The organism is Nonomuraea sp. NPDC049504, from assembly GCF_040676845.1.
Lineage (GTDB): Bacteria > Actinomycetota > Actinomycetes > Streptosporangiales > Streptosporangiaceae > Nonomuraea > Nonomuraea salmonea.
The window spans coordinates 21,385-44,937 of sequence record NZ_JBFAPT010000049.1 but is presented as its reverse complement, the minus strand read 5'-3'; the positions used below and the strand labels follow the sequence as shown (position 1 = coordinate 44,937).

Sequence of the window (23,553 nt, the reverse complement as noted above, 5' to 3'; positions counted from 1 at the left end):
GAGGAGGCGGCGTGTCGCCGGGGCTGCTCGCGTTCGCCGGTGGCAGGCGGGCGTTGTGCGGTGCCGAGGTGCGTGGTCGCGGGACGGGTGTGATGACGAGGCACGAGTCGTTCGCGTCTGGCGGTGGCGGGGTGCGTGGGAAGGGGGCGTGGTGATCGGCGGGTTCTCGGTGGTGCTGGCGTTGCTGGCGCAGGTGATGCTGGTCAATCGGGTGGCGTTGCCCGGTGGTGGTGCGCCTGATCTGGTGCTGCTCGCTGTCATCGGCATCGCATTGACCAGGGGGGCCGCGCCGGGCGCTGTGCTCGGGTTCTGCACCGGGCTGCTCGTCGACGTCATGCCGCCGACCGCGCACCTCGTCGGGCAGTACGCGTTCGTGCTGGCTCTGGTCGGTTACGTCGCCGGGCGCGGCGCGGGCGGGCCGGTCACCACCGTCGTGCTGTGCGTGCTCATGGCGCCGCTGCTGGCGGCGGCCGTGGGGGGCCTGATCTCCGACCCCCGGGTGACGATGGCCACGCTGACCGAGCAGGTGCCGGTCACGATCGTCTACACGCTGCTGGTCTCGCCGATCGTGATCTGGCTGACGACGAGAGGCAGACAGGCGAGGTTCTCGACATGACCAGGATGCGGGCCCGGCTGCTGGTGCTGCACGTGATCGTGCTGACGTTGCTGGTCGTGCTGGCGATGCGGCTGTGGCAGGTGCAGGTCGTACGCGGGCAGGAGTTCGTGACGCGGGCGACCGAGACCAGGACGCGAGCGGTGATCGTGCCGGCCGTGCGCGGGCAGATCCTCGACGCCAGGGGCCGCCCGCTGGTGCGCAACAAGACCGCGCTCGTGGTCTCGGTCGACAGGACCCGGCTGCTGCGGATGAAGGACGGCGGCGTCCATGTGCTGCGCAAGCTGTCGCAGGTGCTCGGCAAGCCGGTCTCCGACCTGCAGCAGCGCATCACGCCGTGCGGTCCAGGGGTGGGCAAGCCGTGCTGGACGGGGTCGCCATACCAGCCGGTTCCGCTGGACGAGAAGGTAGACACCCGCGAGGCGCTGCAGATCCTGGAGCGGCAGGAGGAGTTCCCCGGCGTGACGGCGGAGATCCACCCCGTGCGGCAATATCCGCTGGGCAGGGCGGGCGCGCAGATGCTCGGCTACCTGCAGCCCGTCACCGAGGCCGAGCTGGAGAAGCGGGAAGGGCTCAAGGCCGCCTTCTCAGGGGTCGACCTGGCGGGGCGCGACGGGATCGAGTACGTCTACGACGACGCGCTGCGCGGCAAGGCCGGGCTGCGCAGGGTCCAGGTCGATCGCATGGGCAAGGCGCTCGGGGTCGAGGAGCAGGTCACGCCGATCCCCGGCGACCATCTGGTGACCAGCATCGACGCGCGGGTGCAGGACGTCACCGAGAAGGCGCTGAGCAAGGCCATGAAGTCGGCGCCGTCGGCGGACGGTGGAGCGGCCGTGGTGCTCGACGCCCGCACCGGCCGGGTGGTGGCGCTGGCCAGCGCGCCCAACTACGACCCGGAGATCTGGGCGGGCGGCATCTCGGCACGCGGTTACCAGTGGCTGATGTCGGAGAAGTCGGGCAAGCCGCTCGTGTCGCGGGCGATCAACGGGCAGTTCGCGCCCGGCTCGACGTTCAAGATCACTTCGGTGGCGTCGATGTTGCGGGCCGGCTACCCGATCAACGGCACCTACGGCTGCCCCGGCTCCGTCAACGTGGGCGGCCGGGCCTTCAACAACTTCCGCGGCATTCCGCTGGGCACGCTCAGCATGCACACGGCGCTGGTCAAGTCGTGCGACACGATCTTCTACAAGGCGGCCTACGAGCAATACCTCAAGGACGGCGGGCGCCATCCGAAGAAGAAGCCGAAGGAGATCTTCGCGAACACGGCCAGGGCCTTCGGGTTCGGCTCGCCGACCGGGGTCGACCTGCCTGGCGAGTCGTCGGGCCGCATCCCGGACCGTGCCTGGAAGAAGAATCTGTGGAACCAGACCAGTGCGATCAACTGTGAGCGGTCGCGCAGGGGCTATCCGGAGGTCAAGGACAAGGCGCGGGCGGAGTTCCTCAAGCGGCTGGCGCTGGAGAACTGCACCGAGGGCTTCCTGCTGCGGCCGGGTGACTCGGCCAACTTCTCCATCGGACAGGGCGACGTGCTCGTCACGCCGATGCAGCTGGCCAGGGCGTATGCGGCGCTGGTGAGCGACGGCAAGGTGCGCAGCCCGCGCATCGGGTGGGCGCAGGTGCGGCCCGACGGCAAGGTCGTCCGTACGATCCCGGTGCCGGTCGTCGGCAAGCTGCCGCTGAGCGAGAAGGAGCGGCTCTACATCAAGCACGCGCTCAGCCAGGTCGCCCAGGACGGCACCGCGGCGGGAGCCTTCGCCGGGTTCCCGATGAACAAGGTGCGCGTGGGCGGCAAGACCGGCACCGCGGAGGTCTGGGGCAAGCAGGACACCTCGTGGTTCGCGTCCTTCGCGCCCACGAAGAACCCGCAGTTCGTGGTCGTCGTCATGGTCTCCCAGGGCGGCATGGGCGCGCAGACGGCGGCGCCGGCGGCCAGGGAGATCTACGAGGGCATCTACGGCATCAAGCGCAAGGCCGCGGTGCCGGGCGGGCGGCTGACGACACGGCTGCCCAAGTTCCTGCCCGACGGGACGGTGACCGGGGGATGAGCGGGTCCGGGGTCGGCGGTGCCGGGAGGGCGGTTGCCCGGGTTCTTGCCCGGTGGGGCGGTGGCCGGGGGATGAGCGGGCTCGGAGCCGGCGACGGCGGGTGGGCGGTTGGCGGCGGGGTTGCCCATGGTCTTGCCCGACGGGACGACCGGGGGATGAGCGGGGTCGGCGGGGAGAGGGGGGCGGGGTGAACGCGCGTACGGTGGCGATTCGGCGGCCCTCGCTCCTTCGGCGGATGGCTCGCGAGAACTCGACCGTGCGGCGCCTCGACGGGCTGATGCTGGTCGCCGTCGCCGGCCTGTCCATCATCGGCACGCTGCTGGTGTGGTCGTCCACCAGGACGTGGGCGCCAGGGTCCACGGGGCTGGTGAAGAAGCACCTGCTCAACGAGGCCATCGGCATGGTGATGTGCGGGCTGGTCGCGACCATCGACCATCGGGCGATGCGGGCGTACGCGCCGCTGGTGTTCCTGCTGTCGCTGGTCGGGCTGGGGCTGGTGATCACCCCGCTGGGAGCGACGATCAACGGGTCGCACTCGTGGATCCTGCTGGGCGGCGGGTTCGCGGTGCAGCCGTCGGAGTTCGCGAAGGTCGGGCTGCTGCTCATCATCGCGATGCTGCTGGCACAACCTGCCGAGGGCACCGACCGGCCGCGCGGGCTCGACGTCGTGCTGGCCCTGGTCGCCGCCGGCATCACGATGGGGCTGGTCATGCTCCAGCCCGACCTGGGCACGGCGATGGTGCTCGCGGTCATCACGGCGGCCGGGCTGATCATCGGGGGCGTGCGGAAACGGGTCATCGCGCTGATGGTGCTGGCCGCCGGTGGCGCGGTGTTCGCGGTGTTCTACTTCCAGATGCTGGAGCCGTACCAAGTGGCGCGGTTCACGGCGTTCGTCGATCCGAGCGTGGATCCGCGCGGGGTCGGCTACAACAGCACGCAGTCGATGATCGCCATCGGGTCGGGGCAGCTTCTGGGCAAGGGGCTGCTCGGCGGCGGGCAGACGACCGGGCGGTTCGTGCCCGAGCAGCACACCGACTTCATCTTCACGGTGGCGGGGGAGGAGTTCGGATTCCTCGGGTCCGTCACGGTGGTGCTGCTGCTCGGGGTGGTGCTGCTGCGCGGGCTGAAGATCGCCCGGCAGTGCGAGGACCGCTTCGGGACGCTGGTCGCGGGCACGATCGTGTGCTGGTTCGCGTTCCAGGCGTTCATCAACGTGGGCATGACCATCGGGATCATGCCGATCACGGGGCTGCCGCTGCCGTTCGTCTCCTACGGCGGCACCGCCACTTTCGCGAATCTCATCGCGGTGGGGCTGCTGCAGGCCATCAAGGTGCGCAGACAGTCGTTCGAATAGCGGCCGTGACGGCGTGGCGGCCGGCGGGCGGACACGGCAGGGGTCGAGCGCCGCTACGCTTGACGTATGCCTGTCGAGTCGATTTTCCACCGCCTGGAAGCGCTGCTGCCCAAGGTGCAGAAGCCCATCCAGTACGTCGGGGGTGAGCTCAACTCGACCGTCAAGGACTGGGACTCCGCCGACGTGCGGTGGGCGTTGATGTACCCGGACGCCTACGAGGTCGGGCTGCCCAACCAGGGCGTGGCCATCCTCTACGAGATCCTCAACGAGCTGCCGGGCACGCTGGCCGAGCGCACGTACGCGGTCTGGCCCGACCTCGAGGCGCTCATGCGCGCCGAGGGCGTGCCGCAGTTCACCGTCGACGCGCACCGCCCGGTGCGCGCCTTCGACGTGCTCGGCGTGTCGTTCTCGACCGAGCTCGGCTACACCAACATGCTGACCGCGCTCGACCTGGCCGGCATTCCGCTGCTGGCCGTCGACCGCGGCGAGGACGACCCGATCGTGCTCGCGGGCGGCCACGCGGCCTTCAACCCCGAGCCGATCGCCGACTTCCTCGACGCGGCCGTGCTCGGCGACGGTGAGCAGATCTCCATCGCCATCTCCGAGGTCATCCGCGAGTGGAAGGCGGAGGGCCGGCCCGGCGGCCGTGACGAGCTGCTCATGCGGCTCGCCGAGTCGGGCGGGGTCTACGTGCCGAAGTTCTACGACGTCGAATACCACGCCGACGGCCGCATCAAGCGCGTCGCGCCCAACCGGCCCGACGTGCCCTGGCGGGTGCACAAGCACACGGTGATGGACCTCGACGAGTGGCCCTACCCGAAGAAGCCGCTCGTGCCGCTGGCCGAGACGGTGCACGAGCGGTTCAGCGTGGAGATCTTCCGCGGCTGCACGCGCGGGTGCCGGTTCTGCCAGGCGGGCATGATCACGCGTCCCGTACGCGAGCGCTCGATCACCACGATCGGCGCGATGGTCGACAACGGCGTCAAGCAGTCCGGCTTCAACGAGGTCGGTTTGCTGTCGCTGTCGTCGGCCGACCACTCCGAGATCGGCGACATCGCCAAGGGCCTGGCCGACCGCTACGAAGGCAGTAACACGTCGTTGTCGCTGCCCTCGACCAGGGTCGACGCGTTCAACATCGATCTCGCCAACGAGTTCTCCAGGAATGGCAGGCGCTCGGGCCTGACGTTCGCGCCCGAGGGCGGCTCGGAGCGCATGCGCAAGGTGATCAACAAGATGGTCACCGAAGAAGACCTGATCCGCACGGTCACCACGGCCTATTCGCAGGGGTGGCGGCAGGTCAAGCTCTACTTCATGTGCGGGCTGCCCACCGAGCAGGACGAAGACGTGCTCGGCATCGCCGACCTGGCCAAAAAGGTCATCAAGGCGGGCCGCGAGGCGACCGGCAGCCGCGACATCCGCTGCACGGTCTCCATCGGCGGGTTCGTCCCCAAGCCGCACACCCCGTTCCAGTGGGCCGCTCAGGCCGACCACGAGACCGTCGACCGGCGGCTCAAGGCACTGCGCGAGGCGCTGCGGAGCGACAAGAACTACGGCCGCGCTATCGGCTACCGCTATCACGACGGCAAGCCGTCCATCGTGGAGGGGCTGCTGTCGCGGGGCGACCGCAGGGTCGGGGCCGTCATCAGGGCCGTCTGGGAGGACGGCGGCCGTTTCGACGGGTGGAGCGAGCACTTCTCGTACGAGCGCTGGATGACCGCCGCCGAGCAGGTGGGCGTCGACGTCGACTGGTACACCACCCGCGAGCGCGAGGAGAACGAAGTTCTTCCGTGGGATCACCTCGACGCCGGGCTCGACCGCGAGTGGCTCTGGCAGGACTGGCAGGAGGCCGTCTCCGGCGCCGAGGTCGAGGACTGCCGCTGGACCCCGTGCTACGACTGCGGTGTCTGTCCGACTATGGGCACTGAGATTCAGATCGGCCCCACAGGGCGGAAACTCCTTCCTCTGACGGTGGTCTAGCGCGCTCAGTGGGCGAGCCGTGTCTCGGCGTACACGTTCACGCGCCGGGGCGGCTTATCCTGAGACGTAGGAACTCTTACAAGGGAAGGACGACAAGCTCTGAAACCTGTTCCCGAAGGGCCTCCGCCCGCGCCCACGGTGCAGCGCCTGCGTGTGCGTTACGCCAAGCGCGGTCGCCTGCGCTTCACCAGCCACCGCGACATCTCGCGGGCCGTTGAGAGAGCGGTCCGCCGTGCCGGCATTCCGGTGGCCTACAGCGCGGGCTTCTCGCCCCACCCGAAGATCTCCTACGCGGGCGCGGCGCCGACCGGCGTCGCCAGCGAAGCCGAATACCTCGAGATCGGTGTTACCGCGCCGTGCGACCCCGGACAGGTCAGACAGGACCTGGACGCGTCGTTGCCGCCTGGGCTCGATGTGCTCGACGTTGTGGAGGCGGGTCCGGGGGGGCTGGCCGACCGCTTGGAGGTCTCCGACTGGGAGGTGCGGCTGTACGGTGCCGATCGCGAGCTCGCCGAGGTGGCGGCGCAGAAGTTCCTCGCGGCAGGCACGGTGGAAGTCGAGCGCCTCACCAAGAAGGGCCCCCGCCGCTTCGACGCGCGGGAGGCCGTCCTGGGGCTCACGGTGTCCGAGGGAACAGCCAGAACCGCAGCTCAGGTGCGCGAGGAGCCGTGTGTCATACTGCGCATGGTTGTTCGGCACATGACGCCTGCCGTTCGACCCGACGATGTGCTCACAGGGCTGCGCCTTGTGGCCGACTTCGCGCCGCCGGTTCCCCCCGAGGTGACCAGGCTGGCGCAGGGGCCGCTCGACGCGACTACTGGTGCGCTTGCCGATCCGCTCGGCCTGGACCGCGACGACACGCGCGGCGGCGAGGCGGCGTCGGCGGGTGAGCACGTCGCCGGTTAAGGATGTGCCCGGCGCGAGCCGAGCACGACCGCTGACAGGACTTGGCGCCGGTGCGCTCGCGATGAGCGTGCCGGCGGACAACGAGACACGAGGGCTCCTGCGCGGCGCGGCGACGCGCCCGGGAGCTGACGGGAGAGCGCCCGCATGCTCGACAACGAGCCCAACGCCGGGGCCACTGGCCCTGACGGGGAGACAAATGAACAGCCGCAGGTGACGAAGCGTCGCCGCTCCAGCAGGCCCGCGGGTCCTCCGCCGGAGCTGCCGGAGGAGCCGGCGTCCGTGCCGGTCACCGTCGTCGCCGCCCAGGCGGCGCCTTCGGTGGCCGAGGTGCAACCGGTGCAGGTCAAGGCCGTCCAGCGTGCGGCGGGTGAGCCGGCGCCTGAGCTGCTCGCCTCCGCGAGCGACACGCCGGCGGTGACCACCGGTGCTGCCGGTACGGCTGCCGTCGTCACGCCTGCCGAAGCCAATGGCGCCGCCGGGGAGAGCCCGGTCGAGGCCGCCGTGGCGGAGAGCGTGCCGGAGAGCGTGCCGGAGAGCGGGGCCGAGAACGTTCAGGCGGCTGAAGAGAAGCCGAAGAAGACGACGCGGACGCGGTCCACCGCCACGACGACGCGGCGGCGGGTCACGAAGAAGGCCGCCGAGGCGGAGGCCGAGGGGGAACTGCCCGAGGGCGAGGCTCCTGCGCCGGTGAAGCGGACCAGGACGCGCAAGAAGGCGGAGGCCGCTGCCGAGGCGCCGGCCGCAGGGGAGTCCGCCGTGGACGCCGGGGCGGCCGCGTCTGCCGGTGACGAGGCGGGTGCCCAGGGCGGCGTCGGCCAGGATGCCGGTGCCGCTCAGGGCGCCGGTGCCGTGGTGAGTGGTCAGGATGCCGGTGCCGCGGTGGGCGCCGGTGATGCGGCCGTCGTCGCCGGTGAAGCTGAAGGTGAAGCTGAGGCGGCGCCGGCCGGGCGTACGCGGACGACCCGGACCCGTACCAGGAGCACCACCTCGACGCGCCGCAGCAGGACCCGCGCCGCTGATGAGACCGCCGAGGGCGGGCCTGAGACGGGCGCAGAGCCCGTCGCGGGGGCGCGGGCGGCGGCAGGCACCCAGGTGGCCGGTACGCAGGCTGAAGAGGCCGTTCAGGGCGTCGCAGGCCAGGCCGGAGAGCCGGCGCCGGGCGGGGACGCTCAGGCGGCCGGTGCGGTCGCGGGCGACGCGGCCGGTGCGGCCGAGCCGGTCGCGGAAGGCGCGGACGTCGACGACCAGGATGAGGACATCATCGAGATCCTGCCCGAGGACGAGCCGCTCGACGACGAGCCCGCCGGTGAGGACCTCGACGAGGACAACGTGCGGCCGAGCCTGCTCGCCGACCCCTTCGGGCTGACCGTGCGCAGGGAGACCGAGCCGGGAGGCGCCTCCTTCCGGCGTCCTGCGGCGATCTTCGAGCCGCTGTTCCAGGCGCCCGACCCCAGCAAGGCCAAGCCGGCCGTGACGCGCAAGCCGGAGCCGGAGCCGGAGCCCGAGCCCGAGCAGGAAGAGGTCGAGGAGGTCGTCGACGAGACGGCGACCGAGGAGGAGACCGACCTCGACACCTCCGATGAGCAGGAGGAAGAGGGCGGCAGCCGGCGCCGTCGCCGCCGCAGGGGCGGCAGGGGCCGCGGCAAGACCCGTGAGCGCGACGACTCCGAGGACGCCGAGGAGTCCGAGGAGGAGACCGACGAGGAGCCGGCCGAGGAGGGACAGGAGGAGGAGCAGTCCAGCTCGCGCCGCCGTCGCCGGCGCCGCCGCAGGGGCACCGAGGAGGGCGCCGAGCCGGCCAGCGACGACCCGCCGAACACGGTGGTGCGGATCCGCGCGCCGCGCTCCGGACGTACGACGACGCTCGACACCGCCACCGACGGCGTGCAGAGCGTGCGCGGCTCGACCCGGCTCGAGGCCAAGAAGCAGCGCCGCCGCGAGGGCCGCGAGCTGGGCCGCAGGCGTCCGCCGATCATCACGGAGTCGGAGTTCCTCGCCCGCCGCGAGTCGGTCGACCGGATGATGGTGGTGCGCCGCCAGGGTGACCGTACGCAGATCGCGGTGCTGGAGGACGGCGTGCTCGTCGAGCACTACGTCAACCGCGAGGCCAGCCAGTCCTATGTGGGCAACGTCTACCTCGGCAAGGTGCAGAACGTGCTGCCGTCGATGGAGGCGGCGTTCGTGGACATCGGCAAGGGCAGGAACGCGGTCCTGTACGCCGGAGAGGTGAACTTCGACACCGTCGGCATGGAGGGCCAGCCGAAGCGGATCGAGTCGGCGCTGAAGTCGGGCCAGTCGGTGCTGGTGCAGGTCACCAAGGACCCGATCGGCCACAAGGGCGCGCGGCTGACCTCGCAGATCAGCCTTCCTGGGCGATACCTCGTCTACGTCCCCGACGGGTCGATGACCGGCATCAGCCGCAAGCTGCCCGACAAGGAGCGCAGCCGGCTCAAGAGCATCCTGAAGAAGGTCATGCCGGAGAACGCGGGCGTGATCGTGCGTACGGCGGCCGAGGGCGCCTCCGAGGAGGAGCTGGCCCGCGACGTGGCCAGGCTGTCGGCGCAGTGGGAGAACATCCAGAAGAAGGCCAAGTCGGCCAGCCCGCCCGAGCTGCTGTCGGCCGAGCCCGACCTGACGATCCGGGTCGTTCGTGACGTCTTCAACGAGGACTTCACGAACCTGGTCGTGCAGGGCGACGACGCCTGGGAGACGGTGGACGACTACGTCAAGTACGTCGCGCCCCACCTGGGCGAGCGGCTGTCGAAGTGGGACGCCGAGCAGGGCGACGTGTTCGAGTCGTACCGGATCGACGAGCAGCTCGGCAAGGCGCTGGAGCGCAAGGTGTGGCTGCCGAGCGGCGGCTCGCTGGTGATCGACCGCACTGAGGCGATGACCGTCGTCGACGTCAACACCGGCAAGTTCACCGGCCAGGGCGGCAACCTGGAGGAGACCGTCACCAGGAACAACCTGGAGGCGGCCGAGGAGATCGTGCGCCAGCTCAGGCTGCGCGACATCGGCGGCATCATCGTCATCGACTTCATCGACATGGTGCTGGAGTCCAACCGCGACCTGGTGCTGCGGCGGATGCTCGAGTGCCTGGCCCGCGACAGGACCAAGCACCAGGTGGCCGAGGTGACGTCGCTGGGCCTGGTCCAGATGACCCGTAAGCGGGTCGGGCAAGGGCTCCTGGAGGCGTTCTCGACGCCGTGCGAGTGCTGCAACGGGCGGGGTCTGCTGGTCTCGACCGAGCCGGTCGAGAGCAAGCCGGAGCCGCGCGGGACGCAGGGCAAGATGGCGGTCGAGAAGGCGGTCTCGGACAAGGTTTCCGCGGCCAAGGACACCTCTGGCCGTGATACCGTGACCGGTGCGCTTGAAGACGTCCCGGCTGAGGACGACCAGGCAAACCAGACTTCCGGCAGGGGGCGGCGACGCTCGCGCCGAGCCAAGTCCGCCGAGTAGCACTCGGCGAGCTTCCGACGATCCGTCCGGTTCGCCTAGGGGCCCGTTAATCCGGTACCCTGGTGAACCGGTGCGTCAGGTGACGTGCCCTGTTGGCGCGCTTACTCGGTTCGTCGGTTTCAGACCGGCCGAATGACGGGCGCAGCATTCGGCGGCCGCCTCTTCGTGAGGCGGCTGATGATCGAAAGCAACAGTGAGTCAGTAGAAGGGTTCCGCGGTGTACGCGATCGTTCGTTGCGGCGGCAGGCAGCAGAAGGTCTCCGTCGGTGACGTCCTCGAGGTGGACAAGGTCGCCGGCGAGGTCGGCTCTTCGGTAGCGCTGCCGACGGTGCTCGTCGTCAACGATGGCGACGTGACCACCGAGGCGGGCAAGTTCATGGTCAACGCCGAGATTCTCGGCGAGACCAAGGGCCCGAAGATCCGCATTCTCAAGTACAAGAACAAGACCGGTTACAAGAAGCGCCAGGGTCACCGCCAGCGGTACACCCAGGTGAAGATCACCGGTATCGAGCAGGCCTGACGGGAGTTTGAGAGATGGCACACAAGAAGGGCGCGTCGTCCACCCGGAACGGTCGTGACTCCAACGCCCAGCGCCTGGGCGTCAAGCGCTTCGGTGGGCAGCTGGTCAACGCGGGCGAGATCATCGTCCGCCAGCGCGGCACCCACTTCCACCCCGGCGACAACGTCGGCCGTGGTGGCGATGACACGCTGTTCGCGCTGGCCGCCGGCCACGTGCAGTTCGGCGTCAAGCGCGGCCGGCGGGCCGTGAGCATCGTTCCCGTCGCGGAGTAAGGTTCCTCCTTCTCCTTCGACCTTTCAGGGGTGGATCGACACGTCGATCCACCCCTTTGGTGTTGGTACGGCCGTGCGGCCGGGTTGTGTGGGTATGAGATGCCTCCTTGGGGGGCGATGGAGGGATAAGGCATGCCGGACTTCGTGGACCAGGTGGTCCTGCACGTCAAGGCCGGTGACGGAGGGAACGGGTGCGCCTCCATCCACCGGGAGAAGTTCAAGCCGCTCGGCGGCCCCGACGGGGGCAACGGCGGGCGCGGCGGCGACGTCATCCTGGAGGTCGATCCCAACACGGCGACCCTGCTCGACTACCACCGCCGCCCCCACCGCAAGGCGCCCAACGGCAAGCAGGGTCAGGGCTCCAACCGCGACGGCGCCAACGGCGATGATGTGATCCTCTCCGTGCCCAACGGCACCGTGGTCAAGGACGCGGCCACGGGTGAGGTGCTGGTCGACCTCGTGGGGGCCGGCACCCGCTACGTCATCGCGCAGGGCGGCCACGGCGGGCTCGGCAACGCGGCCCTGGCCACCACCAAGCGGAAGGCGCCCGGGTTCGCGCTGCTCGGCGAGCCGGGTGACGCGCTCGACGTGATGCTGGAGCTGAAGAGCGTCGCGGACGTGGCGCTGGTCGGCTTCCCGAGCGCGGGCAAGAGCTCGCTCATCGCGGCGCTGAGCGCGGCCAAGCCGAAGATCGCCGACTACCCGTTCACCACCCTGATCCCCAATCTGGGCGTCGTGACCGCGGGGGAGAACGTGTTCACCGTCGCGGACGTGCCAGGGCTGATCCCCGGGGCGTCGGAGGGCAAGGGGCTCGGGCACGAGTTCCTGCGGCACGTCGAGCGGTGCGACATGCTCGTGCACGTCATCGACTGCGCCACCATGGAGCCTGGGCGCGACCCGGTCACCGACTACGAGGTGATCGAGGGCGAGCTGCGGGCGTACGGGAAGCTTGCGGACCGGCCGCGGCTGGTCGTGCTCAACAAGGCCGACGTGCCCGACGCGCGGGAGCTGGCCGAGATGGTCAGGCCCGAGTTCGAGGAGCGGGGGCTGAAGGTCTTCACGATCTCGGCGGCCACGCACGACGGGTTGCGGGAGCTCGCGTACGAGATGGGCGAGTGGGTCGCGGCGGCCAGGGCCGCCAAGCCGGTCGAGGAGCCCACGCGGCTCGTCATCAGGCCCAAGCAGCTCGGGGACGCCGGGTTCAGGGTGCGGCGAGTCAACGAGAACCTGTTCCAGATCACCGGTGAGAAGCCGGAGCGGTGGATCAGGCAGACCGACTTCAGCAACGACGAGGCCGTCGGCTACCTCGCCGACCGGCTGGAGCGGCTGGGGGTCGAGGAGGAGCTGGCCAAGGCCGGCGCCGAGGCGGGGGCCGAGGTGGTCATCGGGCCCATGGAGGGCGGTTACATCTTCGACTGGCAGCCGACGATGCGGGCGGAGTCCGTACGACAGGGGCCACGCGGCACCGACAACCGCCTGGGCTGACCCGCGCTGCACCCCGCCCCGCCCGGCCAGGGGGGCACGCGGGTGCGCAAGCGCCCGGACGATCGGCCGGCGAAGCCGTTCCAGGGAAATGGAACCGGTTCCCGGTAGATCGTTCGGGGGCTGGGTGCGGGGGTGGAGTGGGTTCTCGGGGGTGGTGCTCGATGCGGTCCGTCCTGGTGTGAGCGGATAGGCTGCCAGACGTGCGGGAACAGATCAGCTCAGCGTCGAAGGTCGTTGTCAAGGTCGGCTCCTCCTCGCTCACCACCCCCCAGGGCATGATCGACGTCGATCGGGTCGACGCCCTGGTGGACGTGCTGGCGGCGCGGCGCCGGGCCGGGACGCAGATCGTCCTGGTCTCCTCCGGAGCGATCGCGGCGGGCCTCGGCCCGCTCGGGCTGAGCGCGCGACCGCGCGACCTCGCCACCCAGCAGGCCGCCGCCTCCGTCGGCCAGGGCGTGCTGGTGGCCCGCTACACCTCCTCCTTCGCCCGCTACTCGCTGCGCGTGGGCCAGGTGCTGCTGACGGCCGACGACATGATGCGCCGCGCCCACCACGCCAACGCCCAGCGCACCCTCAACCGGCTGCTCGAGCTGGGCATCGTCCCCATCATCAACGAGAACGACACGGTGGCGACCGACGAGATCCGCTTCGGCGACAACGACCGGCTGGCCGCGCTGGTGACGCACCTCATCCACGCCGACGCGCTGGTCCTGCTGTCCGACGTCGACGCGCTCTACGACGGCCCGCCCAGCCGCAGCGGCTCGCGCCGGCTGACCGAGATCCGCGGGTCCGAAGACCTCGCCGGGGTCGAGCTGGGCAAGAACGGCGCGTCCGTCGGCACCGGCGGCATGGTGACCAAGGTGCAGGCGGCCAGGATCGCGACCGGCGCGGGCGTGCCCGTGGTGCTCACCGCGGCCGCCCACGCGGCCCAGGCGCTGGCCGGCGCCGACGTCGGCACCTACTTCCACCCCGGCGGCCGCCACCCCGGCACGCGGCTGCTCTGGCTCGCCCACGCCACCACCGGCCGCGGCCGGCTCCACCTCGACGACGGCGCGGTGGAGGCCATCGTGGGGCGCCGCAAGTCGCTGCTGCCCGCCGGGGTGACGTCGGTGGAGGGTGACTTCGCGGCGGGCGACCCGGTGGACCTGTGCGCCCCGCAGGGCGCCGTGGTGGCGCGCGGGCTGGTGAACTTCGACGCCGTCGAGATCCCCGGCCTGCTCGGGCGTTCGACGAAGGAGCTGGCGAGCACGCTCGGTCCAGAATACGAACGCGAGCTCATCCACCGCGACGACATCGTCATACTGGAATCCCACAACTGAACGTTCCATCGAGGAGCACGCGATGTCCGAAGAGTTCCTGAAGGTCGCCCGCGCGGCACGAGAGGCCGCCGCCGAGCTGGCCCCGCTGCCGCGGGCGCCCAAGGACCGGGCGTTGCGCGCCGTCGCCGACGCCCTGGTCGCCCACGCGGCGGAGCTGGTCACGGCCAACGCCGAGGACGTCGAGCGGGCCAGGACGCAGGGCACGTCGGAGGCGATGATCGACCGGCTGCGGCTCGACGAGGCGAGGATCGGCGCCATCGCCGAGGCCGTACGCCAGGTGGCCGACCTGCCCGACCCGGTCGGCGAGGTGGTGCGCGGCACGACCCTGCCCAACGGGCTCGAGCTGCGCCAGCTCAGGGTGCCGCTGGGCGTGATCGGCATCATCTACGAGGGCCGCCCCAACGTCACCGTCGACGCCGCCGCGCTCTGCCTCAAGAGCGGCAACGCGGTGCTGCTGCGCGGCTCCTCCAGCGCCTACTCCTCCAACACCGCGCTCGTCCGCGTCATGCAGGACGCGCTGGCGGGCACCGAGGTGCCGGCCGGGGCCGTCCAGCTCGTGCCGGGCCAGAGCCGCGACTCGGTCAAGGAGCTGATGCGCGCCCGCGGCCTGGTCGACGTGCTGATCCCGCGCGGCGGCGCGTCCCTGATCAACTCGGTGGTCGAGGAGTCCACGGTGCCGGTCATCGAGACCGGCGTCGGCAACTGCCACGTCTACGTCGACGCCGAGGCCGACGTCGACCTGGCCGTGCAGATCCTGGTCAACGCCAAGGCGCAGCGGCCGTCGGTGTGCAACGCCGCCGAGACGTTCCTCGTCCACCAGGACGTCGCCGACGCGTTCGTGCCCAAGGCGCTGGCCGCGCTGCGCGAGGCCGGCGTGACCGTGCACGGCGACGAGCGCATCGCCGGCTACGACGCGCAGGTCGTGCCCGTCACCGAGGACGACTTCTACGCCGAATACCTCTCCCTCGACATCGCCGCCGCCGTCGTCGGCTCCCTGGAGGAGGCCGTGGCCCACATCAGGCGCTACGGCTCCGGCCACACCGACGCCATCGTCACCCGGTCGCAGGGGGCCGCCAGGCGGTTCGTCGCGCTCGTCGACTCGGCCGCGGTGGCGGTCAACGCCTCGACGCGGTTCACCGACGGCGGGGAGTTCGGGTTCGGCGCGGAGATCGGCATCTCCACCCAGAAGCTGCACGCGCGCGGCCCGATGGGGCTGCCCGAGCTCACCTCCACCAAGTGGATCTATACGGGTGAGGGGCATTTGCGCACGTCAGAGGGTACGGTGGTGGCCGGTTAGTCGGCGTGTCGGCCTGACCGGCGCCGGGTGGCGTCGCTTGACTGGGGCACATGGAAATCGTCGTCGCCCTCGTCTTCTCCGCCGCGGTGCTCTTCGGCGCCGACCGGCTGATGCTGTGGCTGGAGAGCCGCGGCCACGTCAACTGGCGCAGGAAAGGACGTCGGCAGCTGTCGGACGAGCCCACCGCGCGGCTCGACAGCATGCTCTCCGACCACACACGCCGATAAACCTTCGGCGTGCCTCACGCGGCGACACGCTCACCGGCGCTAGGGTTGTGTCCCTTATGGGCGCGCCGGGCGGGGAGGGACGGTGAGCAAGCTCGGCAAGGTCGGGCCGTACAGCCTGGTCGAGCGGCTCGGCCGGGGTGGCATGGGCGAGGTCTACCTCGCGACCACCCGCCGCGGTGAGCGAGTCGCGCTCAAGGTCCTGCACGACCTAGCCGAAGACGAGACCTCGCGCATCCGCCTGGAGCGCGAGGTGCGAGCGCTGCGCAGGGTCGAGAGCCCGTACGTCGCCAAGGTGCTCGACGCCGACCTCGACGGCGCGCGGCCGTACCTCGTGATGGAGCACATCGAGGGCGTCACGCTGCTCGAGCGGGTGCGCCAGAACGGGCCGCTCGACGTCTCCGACCTCGTCGATCTCGCGCAGGGCATCGCCGCCGCGCTGGCGATCATCCACGCGGCCGGCGTCGTGCACCGCGACCTCAAGCCGGGCAACATCATCATGGGCGCGCGGGGGCCCGTGCTCATCGACTTCGGCATCGCGCAGGTGCTCGACGCGACGCGGCTCACCATGACCGGTACGTTCCTCGGCACCCCCGGCTACACCGCTCCCGAGATCTTCGCCGACGAGCAGGTGGACTCGCCGGCCGACATCCACGCCTGGGCCGCGACGGTGGCGTTCGCGGCGACCGGGCGGCCGGCGTTCGGGCGGGGCACGGCCGAGGCGCAGATGTACGCGGTGCTCAACGGGCAGGCCGATCTCAAGGGCGTGCCGGTCCAGCTGCTGCCGCTGGTGCGCGCGGCGCTCAACAGGGAGCCGGGCAAGCGGCCCACGGCGGCGCTGCTGGCCGACCGGCTGTCGCGGCTGGCCAAGGCCACGAGCGCGGCCGAGCCCGAGCCTCAGGCCGCCGCCGGGCGTGCCGCCGACTCCGCGGAGGACACTCCGCCCAAGGGCACGGCCGTGCGCAGCAGGACGGCCGAGGAGGCGGCCACGCCGCGCGGCGAGGCCAGGGCCAGGAGCCGGCCCAACGCGGTGCCGGCCGAGGGCAAGGTGCCGCCGCCGCGCGGGCGCGGCAGCCGGGCGCTGCCTGAGAGCGGGCGTACCGGGCGCGCTGAGAGCGGGCGTTCCGGACGTGCCGCGCCCGAGAACGGGCGTACCGGGCGGGCCGTGCCGGACCGTTCCGGGCGGGTCACGCCTGAGAGCGGGCGGTCCGGGAACCGGGCGGTGCCCGACGGCGGAGGGTCGGCGCTCGCGCGGAGCCGGGCCGAGGGCAAGGTGCCGGCGCCGCGCGGGCGTACCGGAGGTGACGGCAAGAACACCGGGCCACGGGCCAAGGTCACCGCGTCGCGGCAGCGTACGGCGGCGGCCGTCAGGAGCAGGACGGCCACGCAGGACCGGCGCAAGGCCGCCGGGCTGCGCGGCGAGTCGCACACCACGCTGCCCGCGGGCAACGGGGCGCTGCTGCTGCTCGCGGTGCTGGCCGTGCCGTGCGTGGTGGTGTCGGTGATCTGGCCGATCGCCTCGATCGCCATCACGACCGCGTTCGTGGTGCTGACCAGGACCTTGTGGATGGGGCACTGGATGGTCAGGAAGCGCAGCTCGCGGCGTACGCGGGTGGCGCTGCGCGTGCTGTCCTTCCCGATCGCGCTGACCGGGGCGGCCTCGACCGCCGTCGTCTGGCCGGGCGTGCCCGTCGCGGTGGCGGCGGGCGGGGCGCTGTGGGCCGTCGGCGGCGGGGAGATCACCCCCGACTGGTGGCAGCAGGCCGCGCCCGTGACCGTGGCAGGCGTGGTGTTCGGGATGCTCTGTGGCGGGATCACCGGGCGCGAGATCGAGCGCATCGGTCAGCGGTTGCCCGATCTGCGCAGGGAAGGGTTGCGGGCGCTGGCCGTGCTGGGCGGTTTCGTCGCGTTGTGCGCGGCGGCCGTCCGAGCCATCGCCCTGCTGCTTTGACCCGCGCTCCCCGCGGCGGCGTTCGGCGCCTGGCCGAGTGGCGTGCAGGCTGTCCTCGTGCGGGCTGTCCTCGTGCGGGCTTTCTGCTGGGCCGGTGGTGGCCCGCCGCCGTGGTGCGGCGGGCCGGCGCGGCCGATCAGGCGGATCCGCCGCGCGGTGGCGAGGCGGTGCTCAGCCCTGGCCGCCGTCGCGGCGGGAGAAGCGGTTGAAGATGCGCTCGCCCGCGTTGACCGCGCCCTCGGCCACGTCGCGGAGGACGCCGATGAACGGGTCCTGCGACTGCTGCCACGACGCGCGGTAGGACTCGGCCGCCGCCTTGATCTCCTCGGTGACCCTGGCATTGGCGTCGTCCTCCCTGCGGGGGTAGTCGCCGCCGATGATCCGGTCGTATTCGCCGCTGCGCTGCCACTTGTCCAGCTCCGCCACGCGCACCACCGCGAACGGGTGGGTGGTGCCGAGCAGGTTGAGCACCTTGAGGAAGCCGTCGCGAAGGTCGCCCGCGGTGTCGTATTCCTGGTATTGCTCCAGGAACGCCTCGATGTTCATCTCGTGGGTGTAGTCGCCGCCCGCCAGCTTCATCAGCGCGCGCTTGGCCGCCTCGGGGTCCTGCCCGACGAGCAGGCCGCCGCGGTCGGAGGACAGCTCGGACTTGCGGTACCACTCCTCGAGGCCCGCGACGATCGCCCGCAGGCCGATGTAGCCGAGCGGGATCCAGGCGACGCGGGTGGCGAGGCGGGTGAGGATGTCGAGCATCGTCCGGTAGACCGCGTGCCCCGACAGGATGTGCGAGGTCTCGTGGCCGATGACGAAGCGCTGCTCCTCCTCGTTCATGAGGTTGAGCAGGCCGGTGGTCACGACGATGAACGGGTCGTCGAAGCCGATGGCCTTGGCCTGGACCTGCGGGTCCTGCTGGACGTAGATCTCCGGGATGCGGTGCAGGTCGAGGGTGTAGGCGGCGTCGCGGCCCATGTCGTAGAGGGAGCGGAACTGGGTCTCGCTCACGCGTACGGCGGACGCGAGGTACATCAGGCGGAGCCGGCGCTCGCTGACGAGGCCGGACATCTGCTTGAGAACGGTGTCGAACCCACTCAACTTACGCAGAGCGACCAGGGCGGACCGGTCTGCTGGGTGTTCGTAGGCTCGGGACGAGATGCCTGGCAGTTGGACGCGGCTGCGGTCCGGGGTGGTCGTCATGCCCGGCATGCTACGTCCGCAACGGAAGTGATGCGCGGTCATCGTGCAGGGGGGTGCTGTCATGTTGTCCGGGAGCGTCCGCGTAAGGTCCGTTTCATGATGAACGCGCCTGGTATGCAGGGGAAGCGGCGAGTAGGTGTGATGGGTGGGACGTTCGATCCCATCCACCACGGCCACCTCGTCGCCGCCAGCGAGGCGGCTCACCACTTCCAGCTCGACGAGGTGGTCTTCGTCCCGACGGGGCGGCCGTACCAGAAGTCGGAGCGCGAGGTGTCGGCGCCCGAGGACCGCTATCTGATGACGGTCATCGCGACCGCCTCGAATCCGCGCTTCTCCGTCAGCCGGGTGGACGTCGACCGGCCGGGACCGACGTTTACGATCGACACATTGCGTGATATTGCGGAAATTTACGGTCCTGACGCTGATTTGTTCTTCATCACCGGCGCCGACGCGCTCGGCGCCATCCTCGACTGGCAGAGCGCCGACGAACTCTTCGAGCTCGCCCATTTCGTCGGCTGCACCCGGCCGGGGCACACCCTGCACGACCCCGGCCTGCCGGAAGGCCGCGTGACCTTGCTGGAAATCCCCGCCCTGGCCATCTCTTCGTCCGAATGCCGTCAGCGGGTCGCAAAGGGCGAGCCCATTTGGTATCTGGTGCCCGACGGAATCGTTCAGTACATCAACAAGCGAGGGCTGTATCACGCGGCCGGATGAGCCTTCTCAGGGCGTCCTCGTGGCGTAGGTGAGGGGTTTCGGCCTGGAAGGGTACCCTCAACATAAGGGCATGCTGCCGACACAGGAGGACAGACCCGCATCGTGACCGCATCTGACAGATCCGTCCAGCTCGTGCGCATCGCCGCGGAGGCCGCGGCCGACAAGCTGGCCGATGACATCCTGGCCTACGACGTGAGCGAACAGCTCGTCATCACCGACGCCTTCGTGCTCTGCTCCGCCACCAACGACCGTCAGGTCCGCGCCATCGTCGACGAGATCGAGGAGCGGCTGCGCACCGAGGCCGACGCCAAGCCCGTACGCCGTGAAGGCGAGCGTGAAGGGCGGTGGGTGCTGCTCGACTACATCGACATCGTCGTGCACGTACAACACGAAGAGGACCGTACGTTCTACGCGCTTGAGCGCTTGTGGAAGGACTGCCCGGCCATCACCCTGCCGGAGAGCGTCATGCAGGCCAACCTCCAGCGGGCGCGCGCGTGACCGACCGACACAACGTGGAGTCTCGTGTCGATTGCGAGCAATCTGCATGAGCAAAAGGATCGTGTGTCTGCGTCACGGGCAGACTCTGTGGAACGTCGAGCAGCGTTTCCAGGGCCACTCCGACATCCCCCTCGACGAGACCGGCGTCGCGCAGGCCGCACGTGCTGCCTCGCTGCTGGCCTCGCTGCGGCCGACCATGATCGTCTCATCCGACCTCCAGCGGGCCAACGACACCGCGCTCGCCCTAGGCCGGATCGTCGGGCTCGACGTGGCGATCGACAAGGACTTCCGCGAACGTGGCGGAGGCCAGTGGGAAGGCCTCACCCGGGAGGAGATCGCCGCACGGTGGCCCGAGGAGTACGCCGCCTGGGAGGCGCCTGACGGCGAGCCCGTCACCGACGTCGCCACCAGGGTCGCCGGAGCCATGCGGCGCTGGGCGGCCCGCCTGGACGACGACGGGCTGCTCGTCGTGGCCTCGCATGGGGCCGCCCTGCGGCTCGGCATCTGCGAGCTGCTGGGGCTGCCCGAGCAGCTCTGGCCCGCCTTGGGCGGGCTGGGGAACTGCTCGTGGTCCGTGCTGCAGGAAGGGCGCCGGGGGTGGCGGCTGCTCGAACACAACGCCGGCACCCTGCCTGAGCCGGTACGCAGCGACGACAAACCGGATGCGGAGGTATGACCCGCCTGGGAGTGGTCCCTGGGCGGCTGACCCGCCGGGTGCGGCCGGAGTAACGGCCGAACCCGGCGGCACCATGCCCGGGCGGGTATCGATGCCGGGTCGCCGGTCGATGCCTGGCTGCCGGTTCATGGTGGATGTCCGGCCTGGGTTGGTGTGTGGTTGGGTGCGGGGGCGGGGTGGGTGGCGATTAGGTGAATGGGGGCGGATGGCTATATGCTCTCGGAGCGCCGCAACGGGTGGACTCGGAGCGGTGACCAGGGGCTATGGCGCAGTTGGTAGCGCGCCTCCATGGCATGGAGGAGGTCTGGGGTTCGAATCCCCATAGCTCCACCCTTTTCGCGTCAGGGCCGCTGAGTTTTCAGCGGCCCTTTTCGTATACGGTCAGGCCCTGCGACAGGCGCAGGGGGACCAGGATCGGCTCCACGACGAGGGCCTTCCGCGTCGCCGGCAGCGGCTCGTGCAGGCCCATGGTGAGGGCCGGCGGGGTGAGCCACCACAGCGGGGCGAGGACGATCTCCAGGAGGGTCACGACGACCCACGTGGCCGGGGCATCGGCTTGCGGGTGAGCCGGCGCGGCAGGTGGAGGCGCACGTTCCGCGGGTTCTGTGGATGGGGAGCTGTTGTCCGGGTCGTTCTGTGGATGTCATGCCAACGGCCGGGCGCGGGGCCCGGCCGTTGGATGAGCGGTTAGTGCTGGATTGCCTGACGATGTGCGGCGCGGCTCGCAGGTATGGCGGTGAGGCTGAGGACCAGGGTGACGACTCCGACGATCCAGGACGTCACGGTCGCCCCCAGAGCCTCGGTGTACGTGACGGCCCACGGAGCGACGAACAGCAGCACACCCCAGAGGGCGTTGAGCCATTCCGTCGCCACGATGCCCGGTCTCGCCAGCGACACGAGCGAGGTGAGCGCGGTGAGCACCCCCAGGACGATCAGTGCGGCGGCGGCGCCCGACGCGCCGTCGACCCAGATCGGGGAGAGTGCCGCGTAGATGCCGGCGACCAGGGTGACCCAGTCCTGCCAGCGTGACCATGCCTTCATGAGAACCTCCGCCAAGGGCGTATGGGCTCGGCTGGCCTTTTGGTCAGTCGATCGGTGCAACCTGGGATGCCGCGCCGGGATTCCGTCCGGAAGTGTGACATCGCGCACGCGTCAGGGCGGGTTGTAGCGGGCGGACAGTTCGTACGTCGTCTCGGCCAGGCGGTCGCGTAACTCGGGCGGTGACAGCACTTCCGCGTCGATGCCCAGACGCAGGAACTCGCCCACGGCGTGCTCGATCGACTCGATCGGCACCGTCACCCGCGTCCAGCCCTCCTCGTCGGGCGGCGACGCGCTCTCCCCTGCCGCCGCCACCACGCCCGGCGTCATCAGGTCGGCCAGGCGCTCCAGGCCGCGCGGTGACAGGCGTACGACCGCCTCGCCCCAGCGCAGCCGGGCCTCGAACTCGGCGAGGTAGCCCTGCCAGTACGCCGCCAGGTCGAACTCCGGAGGCCGGGTGAACGTACCGGGCAGCGGATGCAGGTCGAGGATCTGCGAGACGCGGTACGTGCGTACGTGCTCGCCCGCCCGCGCCACCAGGTACCACCGCCCGGCCTTGACGACCAGCCCGTACGGCTCCAGCCGCCGCTCCACCTCCTGCGGTGCCCGCCAGCGCCGGTAGCGCACCTGGATCGGATGCTCGTTCCAGACGGCGTCGGCCACGGCCGGCAGATGGGTCACCGGCTCCCGGTCGCGGTACCAGGTGGGAGCGTCGAGGTGGAAGCGCTCCTGGATGCGTCCGGCGCGGTCGCGCAACTCGACCGGCAGCGCGGCCATCAGCTTGAGCTGTGCGGCCGTCACCACCGCCCCGAGGCCCAGCTCAGCGGCCGGGCCAGGCAGGCCGGCGAGGAACAGGGACTCGGCCTCGTCGGCCGTCAGGCCGGTCAGGCGGGTGCGGTAGCCGTCGAGGAGTTGATATCCGCCCTTGGGGCCGGCGTCGCCGTACAACGGGATGCCCGCCGCGTGGAGGGACTCGACGTCGCGGTAGATCGTGCGTACGGACACCTCCAGCCGGTCGGCCAGCTCCTGCGCGGTCATCCGGCCGCGCGTCTGCAGCAGCAGGAGGATGGACACGAGGCGGGAGGCGCGCACATCACTGACATTACCTGTCAGTGACCCGGGCATACCGTGCTCCGCATGAACGACTTCGACTTCTTCGCCGGCCGCTGGAACGTCACCAGCCGCCGCCTCATCAAGCCTCTGTCGGGAAGCGACGAATGGGAGGAGTTCCCCGGCTTCACGGTGGCGACGCGGCACTTCGACGGCGCGGCCAGTGTGGATGAGATCGTGTTCCCGACCAAGGGGTTCAGCGGGATGACCGTGCGGGTGTACGACGAGCGGGCCGGGCAGTGGGCCATCTATTGGGCGAACAGCGTCACCGGCCGGTTGGACACCTCGGCCATGGTGGGCGGGTTCGAGGGGGATCGTGGGGAGTTCCACGGTGAGGAGAGCGTGGCGGGGCGGCGGGTGCGGTGCAGGTTCGTCTGGACGGTGCCGGGCGCCGGCGCGGCCCGGTGGGAGCAGGCGTTCTCGGGGGACGGCGGGCGTACGTGGGAGACGAACTGGACCATGGACTTCAGCCGGGCGTGACCGACTACGCGGCTCCCGTGACGGTCTGCGCGGCGGCCGGGTGGGGGAGGGCTCCTGTCGTGGTGTCGGCGTTGCTGCGGATCCACAGGACGACGGCGACGGCCACGGCGGCGATCAGCAGGACGAGCCCGCCCGCCACGATCACCCACCACCAGGCGGACCTGGGCGGCTTGGTCTCGTAGAGGGGGACGTCGGGGAGCATGTCGGGGGTGTACGGGAGGCGCTGCGTGTAGGGCGACTCCGGTGGGCCCTGCGGAGGTGGGGCCGGATGCGGGAAGCGGTGCCTGATCGTCTGGTTGGGGTCGGGCTCGTGCGGGCCGGGTTGCTCTCGCGTCATGATCCCCTCAGACGATCGTGCGCAGTAGGGATTTACGCCCACATTGTCACACTTCTCCCGGCTGCGTCGTCCAGCCTGCATGGA

Annotated in this window: 22 protein-coding genes and 1 tRNA gene; 18 read left to right on the top strand and 5 right to left on the bottom strand. The window is 70.7% G+C overall.

Features of this window, described 5'->3' with window-relative positions:
- Positions 1 to 151: 151 nt before the first annotated feature.
- From mreD to AB0K28_RS48765, 13 genes are all read left to right on the top strand, one after another.
- The gene (gene mreD / locus AB0K28_RS48825; RefSeq protein ID WP_345387952.1) at positions 152 to 616 is read left to right on the top strand and encodes a rod shape-determining protein MreD; all 465 of its coding nucleotides are present in this window, start codon (positions 152 to 154) and stop codon (positions 614 to 616) included.
- Positions 613 to 2,658 carry a penicillin-binding protein 2 gene (gene mrdA / locus AB0K28_RS48820; protein WP_364384706.1) on the top strand — a complete coding sequence of 682 codons (2,046 nt, stop codon included), beginning with the start codon at positions 613 to 615 and terminating at the stop codon, positions 2,656 to 2,658. The genes mreD and mrdA overlap by 4 nt, the downstream gene beginning before the upstream one ends.
- Before the next feature lie 235 nt (positions 2,659 to 2,893).
- Positions 2,894 to 4,012: a rod shape-determining protein RodA gene (gene rodA / locus AB0K28_RS48815; RefSeq protein WP_355412877.1), complete on the top strand. Its 1,119-nt coding sequence runs from the start codon at positions 2,894 to 2,896 to the stop codon at positions 4,010 to 4,012.
- A 66-nt stretch (positions 4,013 to 4,078) separates the two neighbouring features.
- Positions 4,079 to 5,989: a TIGR03960 family B12-binding radical SAM protein gene (locus tag AB0K28_RS48810; protein ID WP_364384702.1), complete on the top strand. Its 1,911-nt coding sequence runs from the start codon at positions 4,079 to 4,081 to the stop codon at positions 5,987 to 5,989.
- A gap of 138 nt (positions 5,990 to 6,127) precedes the next feature.
- Positions 6,128 to 6,895, top strand: a complete 768-nt coding sequence (locus AB0K28_RS48805) for a TIGR03936 family radical SAM-associated protein (protein ID WP_364384699.1) — start codon at positions 6,128 to 6,130, stop codon at positions 6,893 to 6,895.
- A gap of 210 nt (positions 6,896 to 7,105) precedes the next feature.
- The gene (locus AB0K28_RS48800; RefSeq protein ID WP_364384696.1) at positions 7,106 to 10,354 is read left to right on the top strand and encodes an Rne/Rng family ribonuclease; all 3,249 of its coding nucleotides are present in this window, start codon (positions 7,106 to 7,108) and stop codon (positions 10,352 to 10,354) included.
- Between the two features lie 217 nt (positions 10,355 to 10,571).
- Entirely contained in the window at positions 10,572 to 10,874 is a 303-nt protein-coding gene (gene rplU, locus AB0K28_RS48795) for a 50S ribosomal protein L21 (protein WP_345387940.1), read from the top strand.
- A gap of 14 nt (positions 10,875 to 10,888) precedes the next feature.
- Complete coding sequence (gene rpmA / locus AB0K28_RS48790; RefSeq protein WP_012893687.1) at positions 10,889 to 11,146, top strand: 50S ribosomal protein L27; 258 nt, start codon at positions 10,889 to 10,891, stop codon at positions 11,144 to 11,146.
- A gap of 132 nt (positions 11,147 to 11,278) precedes the next feature.
- The gene (gene obgE / locus AB0K28_RS48785) at positions 11,279 to 12,631 is read left to right on the top strand and encodes a GTPase ObgE (RefSeq protein ID WP_364384692.1); all 1,353 of its coding nucleotides are present in this window, start codon (positions 11,279 to 11,281) and stop codon (positions 12,629 to 12,631) included.
- Between the two features lie 191 nt (positions 12,632 to 12,822).
- Entirely contained in the window at positions 12,823 to 13,950 is a 1,128-nt protein-coding gene (proB, locus tag AB0K28_RS48780) for a glutamate 5-kinase (RefSeq protein ID WP_364384727.1), read from the top strand.
- Between the two features lie 22 nt (positions 13,951 to 13,972).
- Positions 13,973 to 15,247 (top strand): glutamate-5-semialdehyde dehydrogenase, encoded by a 1,275-nt coding sequence (locus tag AB0K28_RS48775; protein ID WP_364384689.1) that lies wholly within the window; start codon positions 13,973 to 13,975, stop codon positions 15,245 to 15,247.
- 50 nt (positions 15,248 to 15,297) lie between these two features.
- Positions 15,298 to 15,474 carry a hypothetical protein gene (locus AB0K28_RS48770; RefSeq protein ID WP_345387938.1) on the top strand — a complete coding sequence of 59 codons (177 nt, stop codon included), beginning with the start codon at positions 15,298 to 15,300 and terminating at the stop codon, positions 15,472 to 15,474.
- Between the two features lie 82 nt (positions 15,475 to 15,556).
- The gene (locus AB0K28_RS48765; protein ID WP_364384685.1) at positions 15,557 to 17,422 is read left to right on the top strand and encodes a protein kinase; all 1,866 of its coding nucleotides are present in this window, start codon (positions 15,557 to 15,559) and stop codon (positions 17,420 to 17,422) included.
- A gap of 171 nt (positions 17,423 to 17,593) precedes the next feature.
- Here AB0K28_RS48765 and AB0K28_RS48760 read toward each other — a convergent pair whose 3' ends face one another.
- The gene (locus tag AB0K28_RS48760; RefSeq protein WP_364384682.1) at positions 17,594 to 18,616 is read right to left on the bottom strand and encodes a M48 family metallopeptidase; all 1,023 of its coding nucleotides are present in this window, start codon (positions 18,614 to 18,616) and stop codon (positions 17,594 to 17,596) included.
- Between the two features lie 96 nt (positions 18,617 to 18,712).
- Here AB0K28_RS48760 and nadD point away from each other — a divergent pair, with 96 nt between their 5' ends.
- The 4 genes from nadD to AB0K28_RS48740 all read left to right on the top strand — a co-directional run bounded on the left by nadD (position 18,713) and on the right by AB0K28_RS48740 (position 20,834).
- Positions 18,713 to 19,330 (top strand): nicotinate-nucleotide adenylyltransferase, encoded by a 618-nt coding sequence (nadD, locus tag AB0K28_RS48755; protein ID WP_345387934.1) that lies wholly within the window; start codon positions 18,713 to 18,715, stop codon positions 19,328 to 19,330.
- Positions 19,331 to 19,432: 102 nt separating this feature from the next.
- Positions 19,433 to 19,828, top strand: a complete 396-nt coding sequence (gene rsfS, locus AB0K28_RS48750; protein ID WP_345387932.1) for a ribosome silencing factor — start codon at positions 19,433 to 19,435, stop codon at positions 19,826 to 19,828.
- Positions 19,829 to 19,874: 46 nt separating this feature from the next.
- On the top strand, positions 19,875 to 20,504 hold the full coding sequence (locus tag AB0K28_RS48745) for a histidine phosphatase family protein (protein WP_364384677.1): 630 nt from the start codon (positions 19,875 to 19,877) through the stop codon (positions 20,502 to 20,504).
- Between the two features lie 257 nt (positions 20,505 to 20,761).
- A tRNA-Ala gene (locus AB0K28_RS48740) sits at positions 20,762 to 20,834 on the top strand.
- Positions 20,835 to 20,862: 28 nt separating this feature from the next.
- Here AB0K28_RS48740 and AB0K28_RS48735 read toward each other — a convergent pair.
- The 3 genes from AB0K28_RS48735 to AB0K28_RS48725 form a co-directional block, all read right to left on the bottom strand.
- Complete coding sequence (locus AB0K28_RS48735; protein WP_364384674.1) at positions 20,863 to 21,033, bottom strand: hypothetical protein; 171 nt, start codon at positions 21,031 to 21,033, stop codon at positions 20,863 to 20,865.
- Between the two features lie 158 nt (positions 21,034 to 21,191).
- Positions 21,192 to 21,545, bottom strand: a complete 354-nt coding sequence (locus AB0K28_RS48730; protein ID WP_364384671.1) for an SPW repeat protein — start codon at positions 21,543 to 21,545, stop codon at positions 21,192 to 21,194.
- A gap of 111 nt (positions 21,546 to 21,656) precedes the next feature.
- Positions 21,657 to 22,634, bottom strand: a complete 978-nt coding sequence (locus AB0K28_RS48725) for a YafY family protein (RefSeq protein ID WP_345387925.1) — start codon at positions 22,632 to 22,634, stop codon at positions 21,657 to 21,659.
- A gap of 45 nt (positions 22,635 to 22,679) precedes the next feature.
- Between AB0K28_RS48725 and AB0K28_RS48720 the strand changes: the two genes are divergently transcribed.
- Complete coding sequence (locus AB0K28_RS48720) at positions 22,680 to 23,132, top strand: hypothetical protein (RefSeq protein ID WP_364384668.1); 453 nt, start codon at positions 22,680 to 22,682, stop codon at positions 23,130 to 23,132.
- Positions 23,133 to 23,136: 4 nt separating this feature from the next.
- Here the strand turns inward: AB0K28_RS48720 and AB0K28_RS48715 are convergent, their stop codons facing one another.
- A complete protein-coding gene (locus tag AB0K28_RS48715) occupies positions 23,137 to 23,469 on the bottom strand; it encodes a hypothetical protein (RefSeq protein WP_364384665.1) in 333 nt (110 codons plus the stop codon).
- Positions 23,470 to 23,553 lie beyond the last annotated feature (84 nt).

Bases quoted from the DNA above. Each gene is read 5' to 3' on its own strand.
- rpmA (WP_012893687.1), top strand. From the start codon at position 10,889: ATGGCACACAAGAAGGGCGCGTCGTCCACCCGGAACGGTCGTGACTCC.
- AB0K28_RS48730 (WP_364384671.1), bottom strand. From the start codon at position 21,545: ATGAAGGCATGGTCACGCTGGCAGGACTGGGTCACCCTGGTCGCCGGC.
- rodA (WP_355412877.1), top strand. From the start codon at position 2,894: ATGGCTCGCGAGAACTCGACCGTGCGGCGCCTCGACGGGCTGATGCTG.
- obgE (WP_364384692.1), top strand. From the start codon at position 11,279: ATGCCGGACTTCGTGGACCAGGTGGTCCTGCACGTCAAGGCCGGTGAC.
- AB0K28_RS48770 (WP_345387938.1), top strand. From the start codon at position 15,298: ATGGAAATCGTCGTCGCCCTCGTCTTCTCCGCCGCGGTGCTCTTCGGC.
- AB0K28_RS48715 (WP_364384665.1), bottom strand. From the start codon at position 23,469: ATGACGCGAGAGCAACCCGGCCCGCACGAGCCCGACCCCAACCAGACG.
- AB0K28_RS48775 (WP_364384689.1), top strand. From the start codon at position 13,973: ATGTCCGAAGAGTTCCTGAAGGTCGCCCGCGCGGCACGAGAGGCCGCC.
- AB0K28_RS48745 (WP_364384677.1), top strand. From the start codon at position 19,875: ATGAGCAAAAGGATCGTGTGTCTGCGTCACGGGCAGACTCTGTGGAAC.
- AB0K28_RS48810 (WP_364384702.1), top strand. From the start codon at position 4,079: ATGCCTGTCGAGTCGATTTTCCACCGCCTGGAAGCGCTGCTGCCCAAG.
- AB0K28_RS48720 (WP_364384668.1), top strand. From the start codon at position 22,680: ATGAACGACTTCGACTTCTTCGCCGGCCGCTGGAACGTCACCAGCCGC.
- AB0K28_RS48760 (WP_364384682.1), bottom strand. From the start codon at position 18,616: ATGACGACCACCCCGGACCGCAGCCGCGTCCAACTGCCAGGCATCTCG.
- mrdA (WP_364384706.1), top strand. From the start codon at position 613: ATGACCAGGATGCGGGCCCGGCTGCTGGTGCTGCACGTGATCGTGCTG.
- nadD (WP_345387934.1), top strand. From the start codon at position 18,713: ATGATGAACGCGCCTGGTATGCAGGGGAAGCGGCGAGTAGGTGTGATG.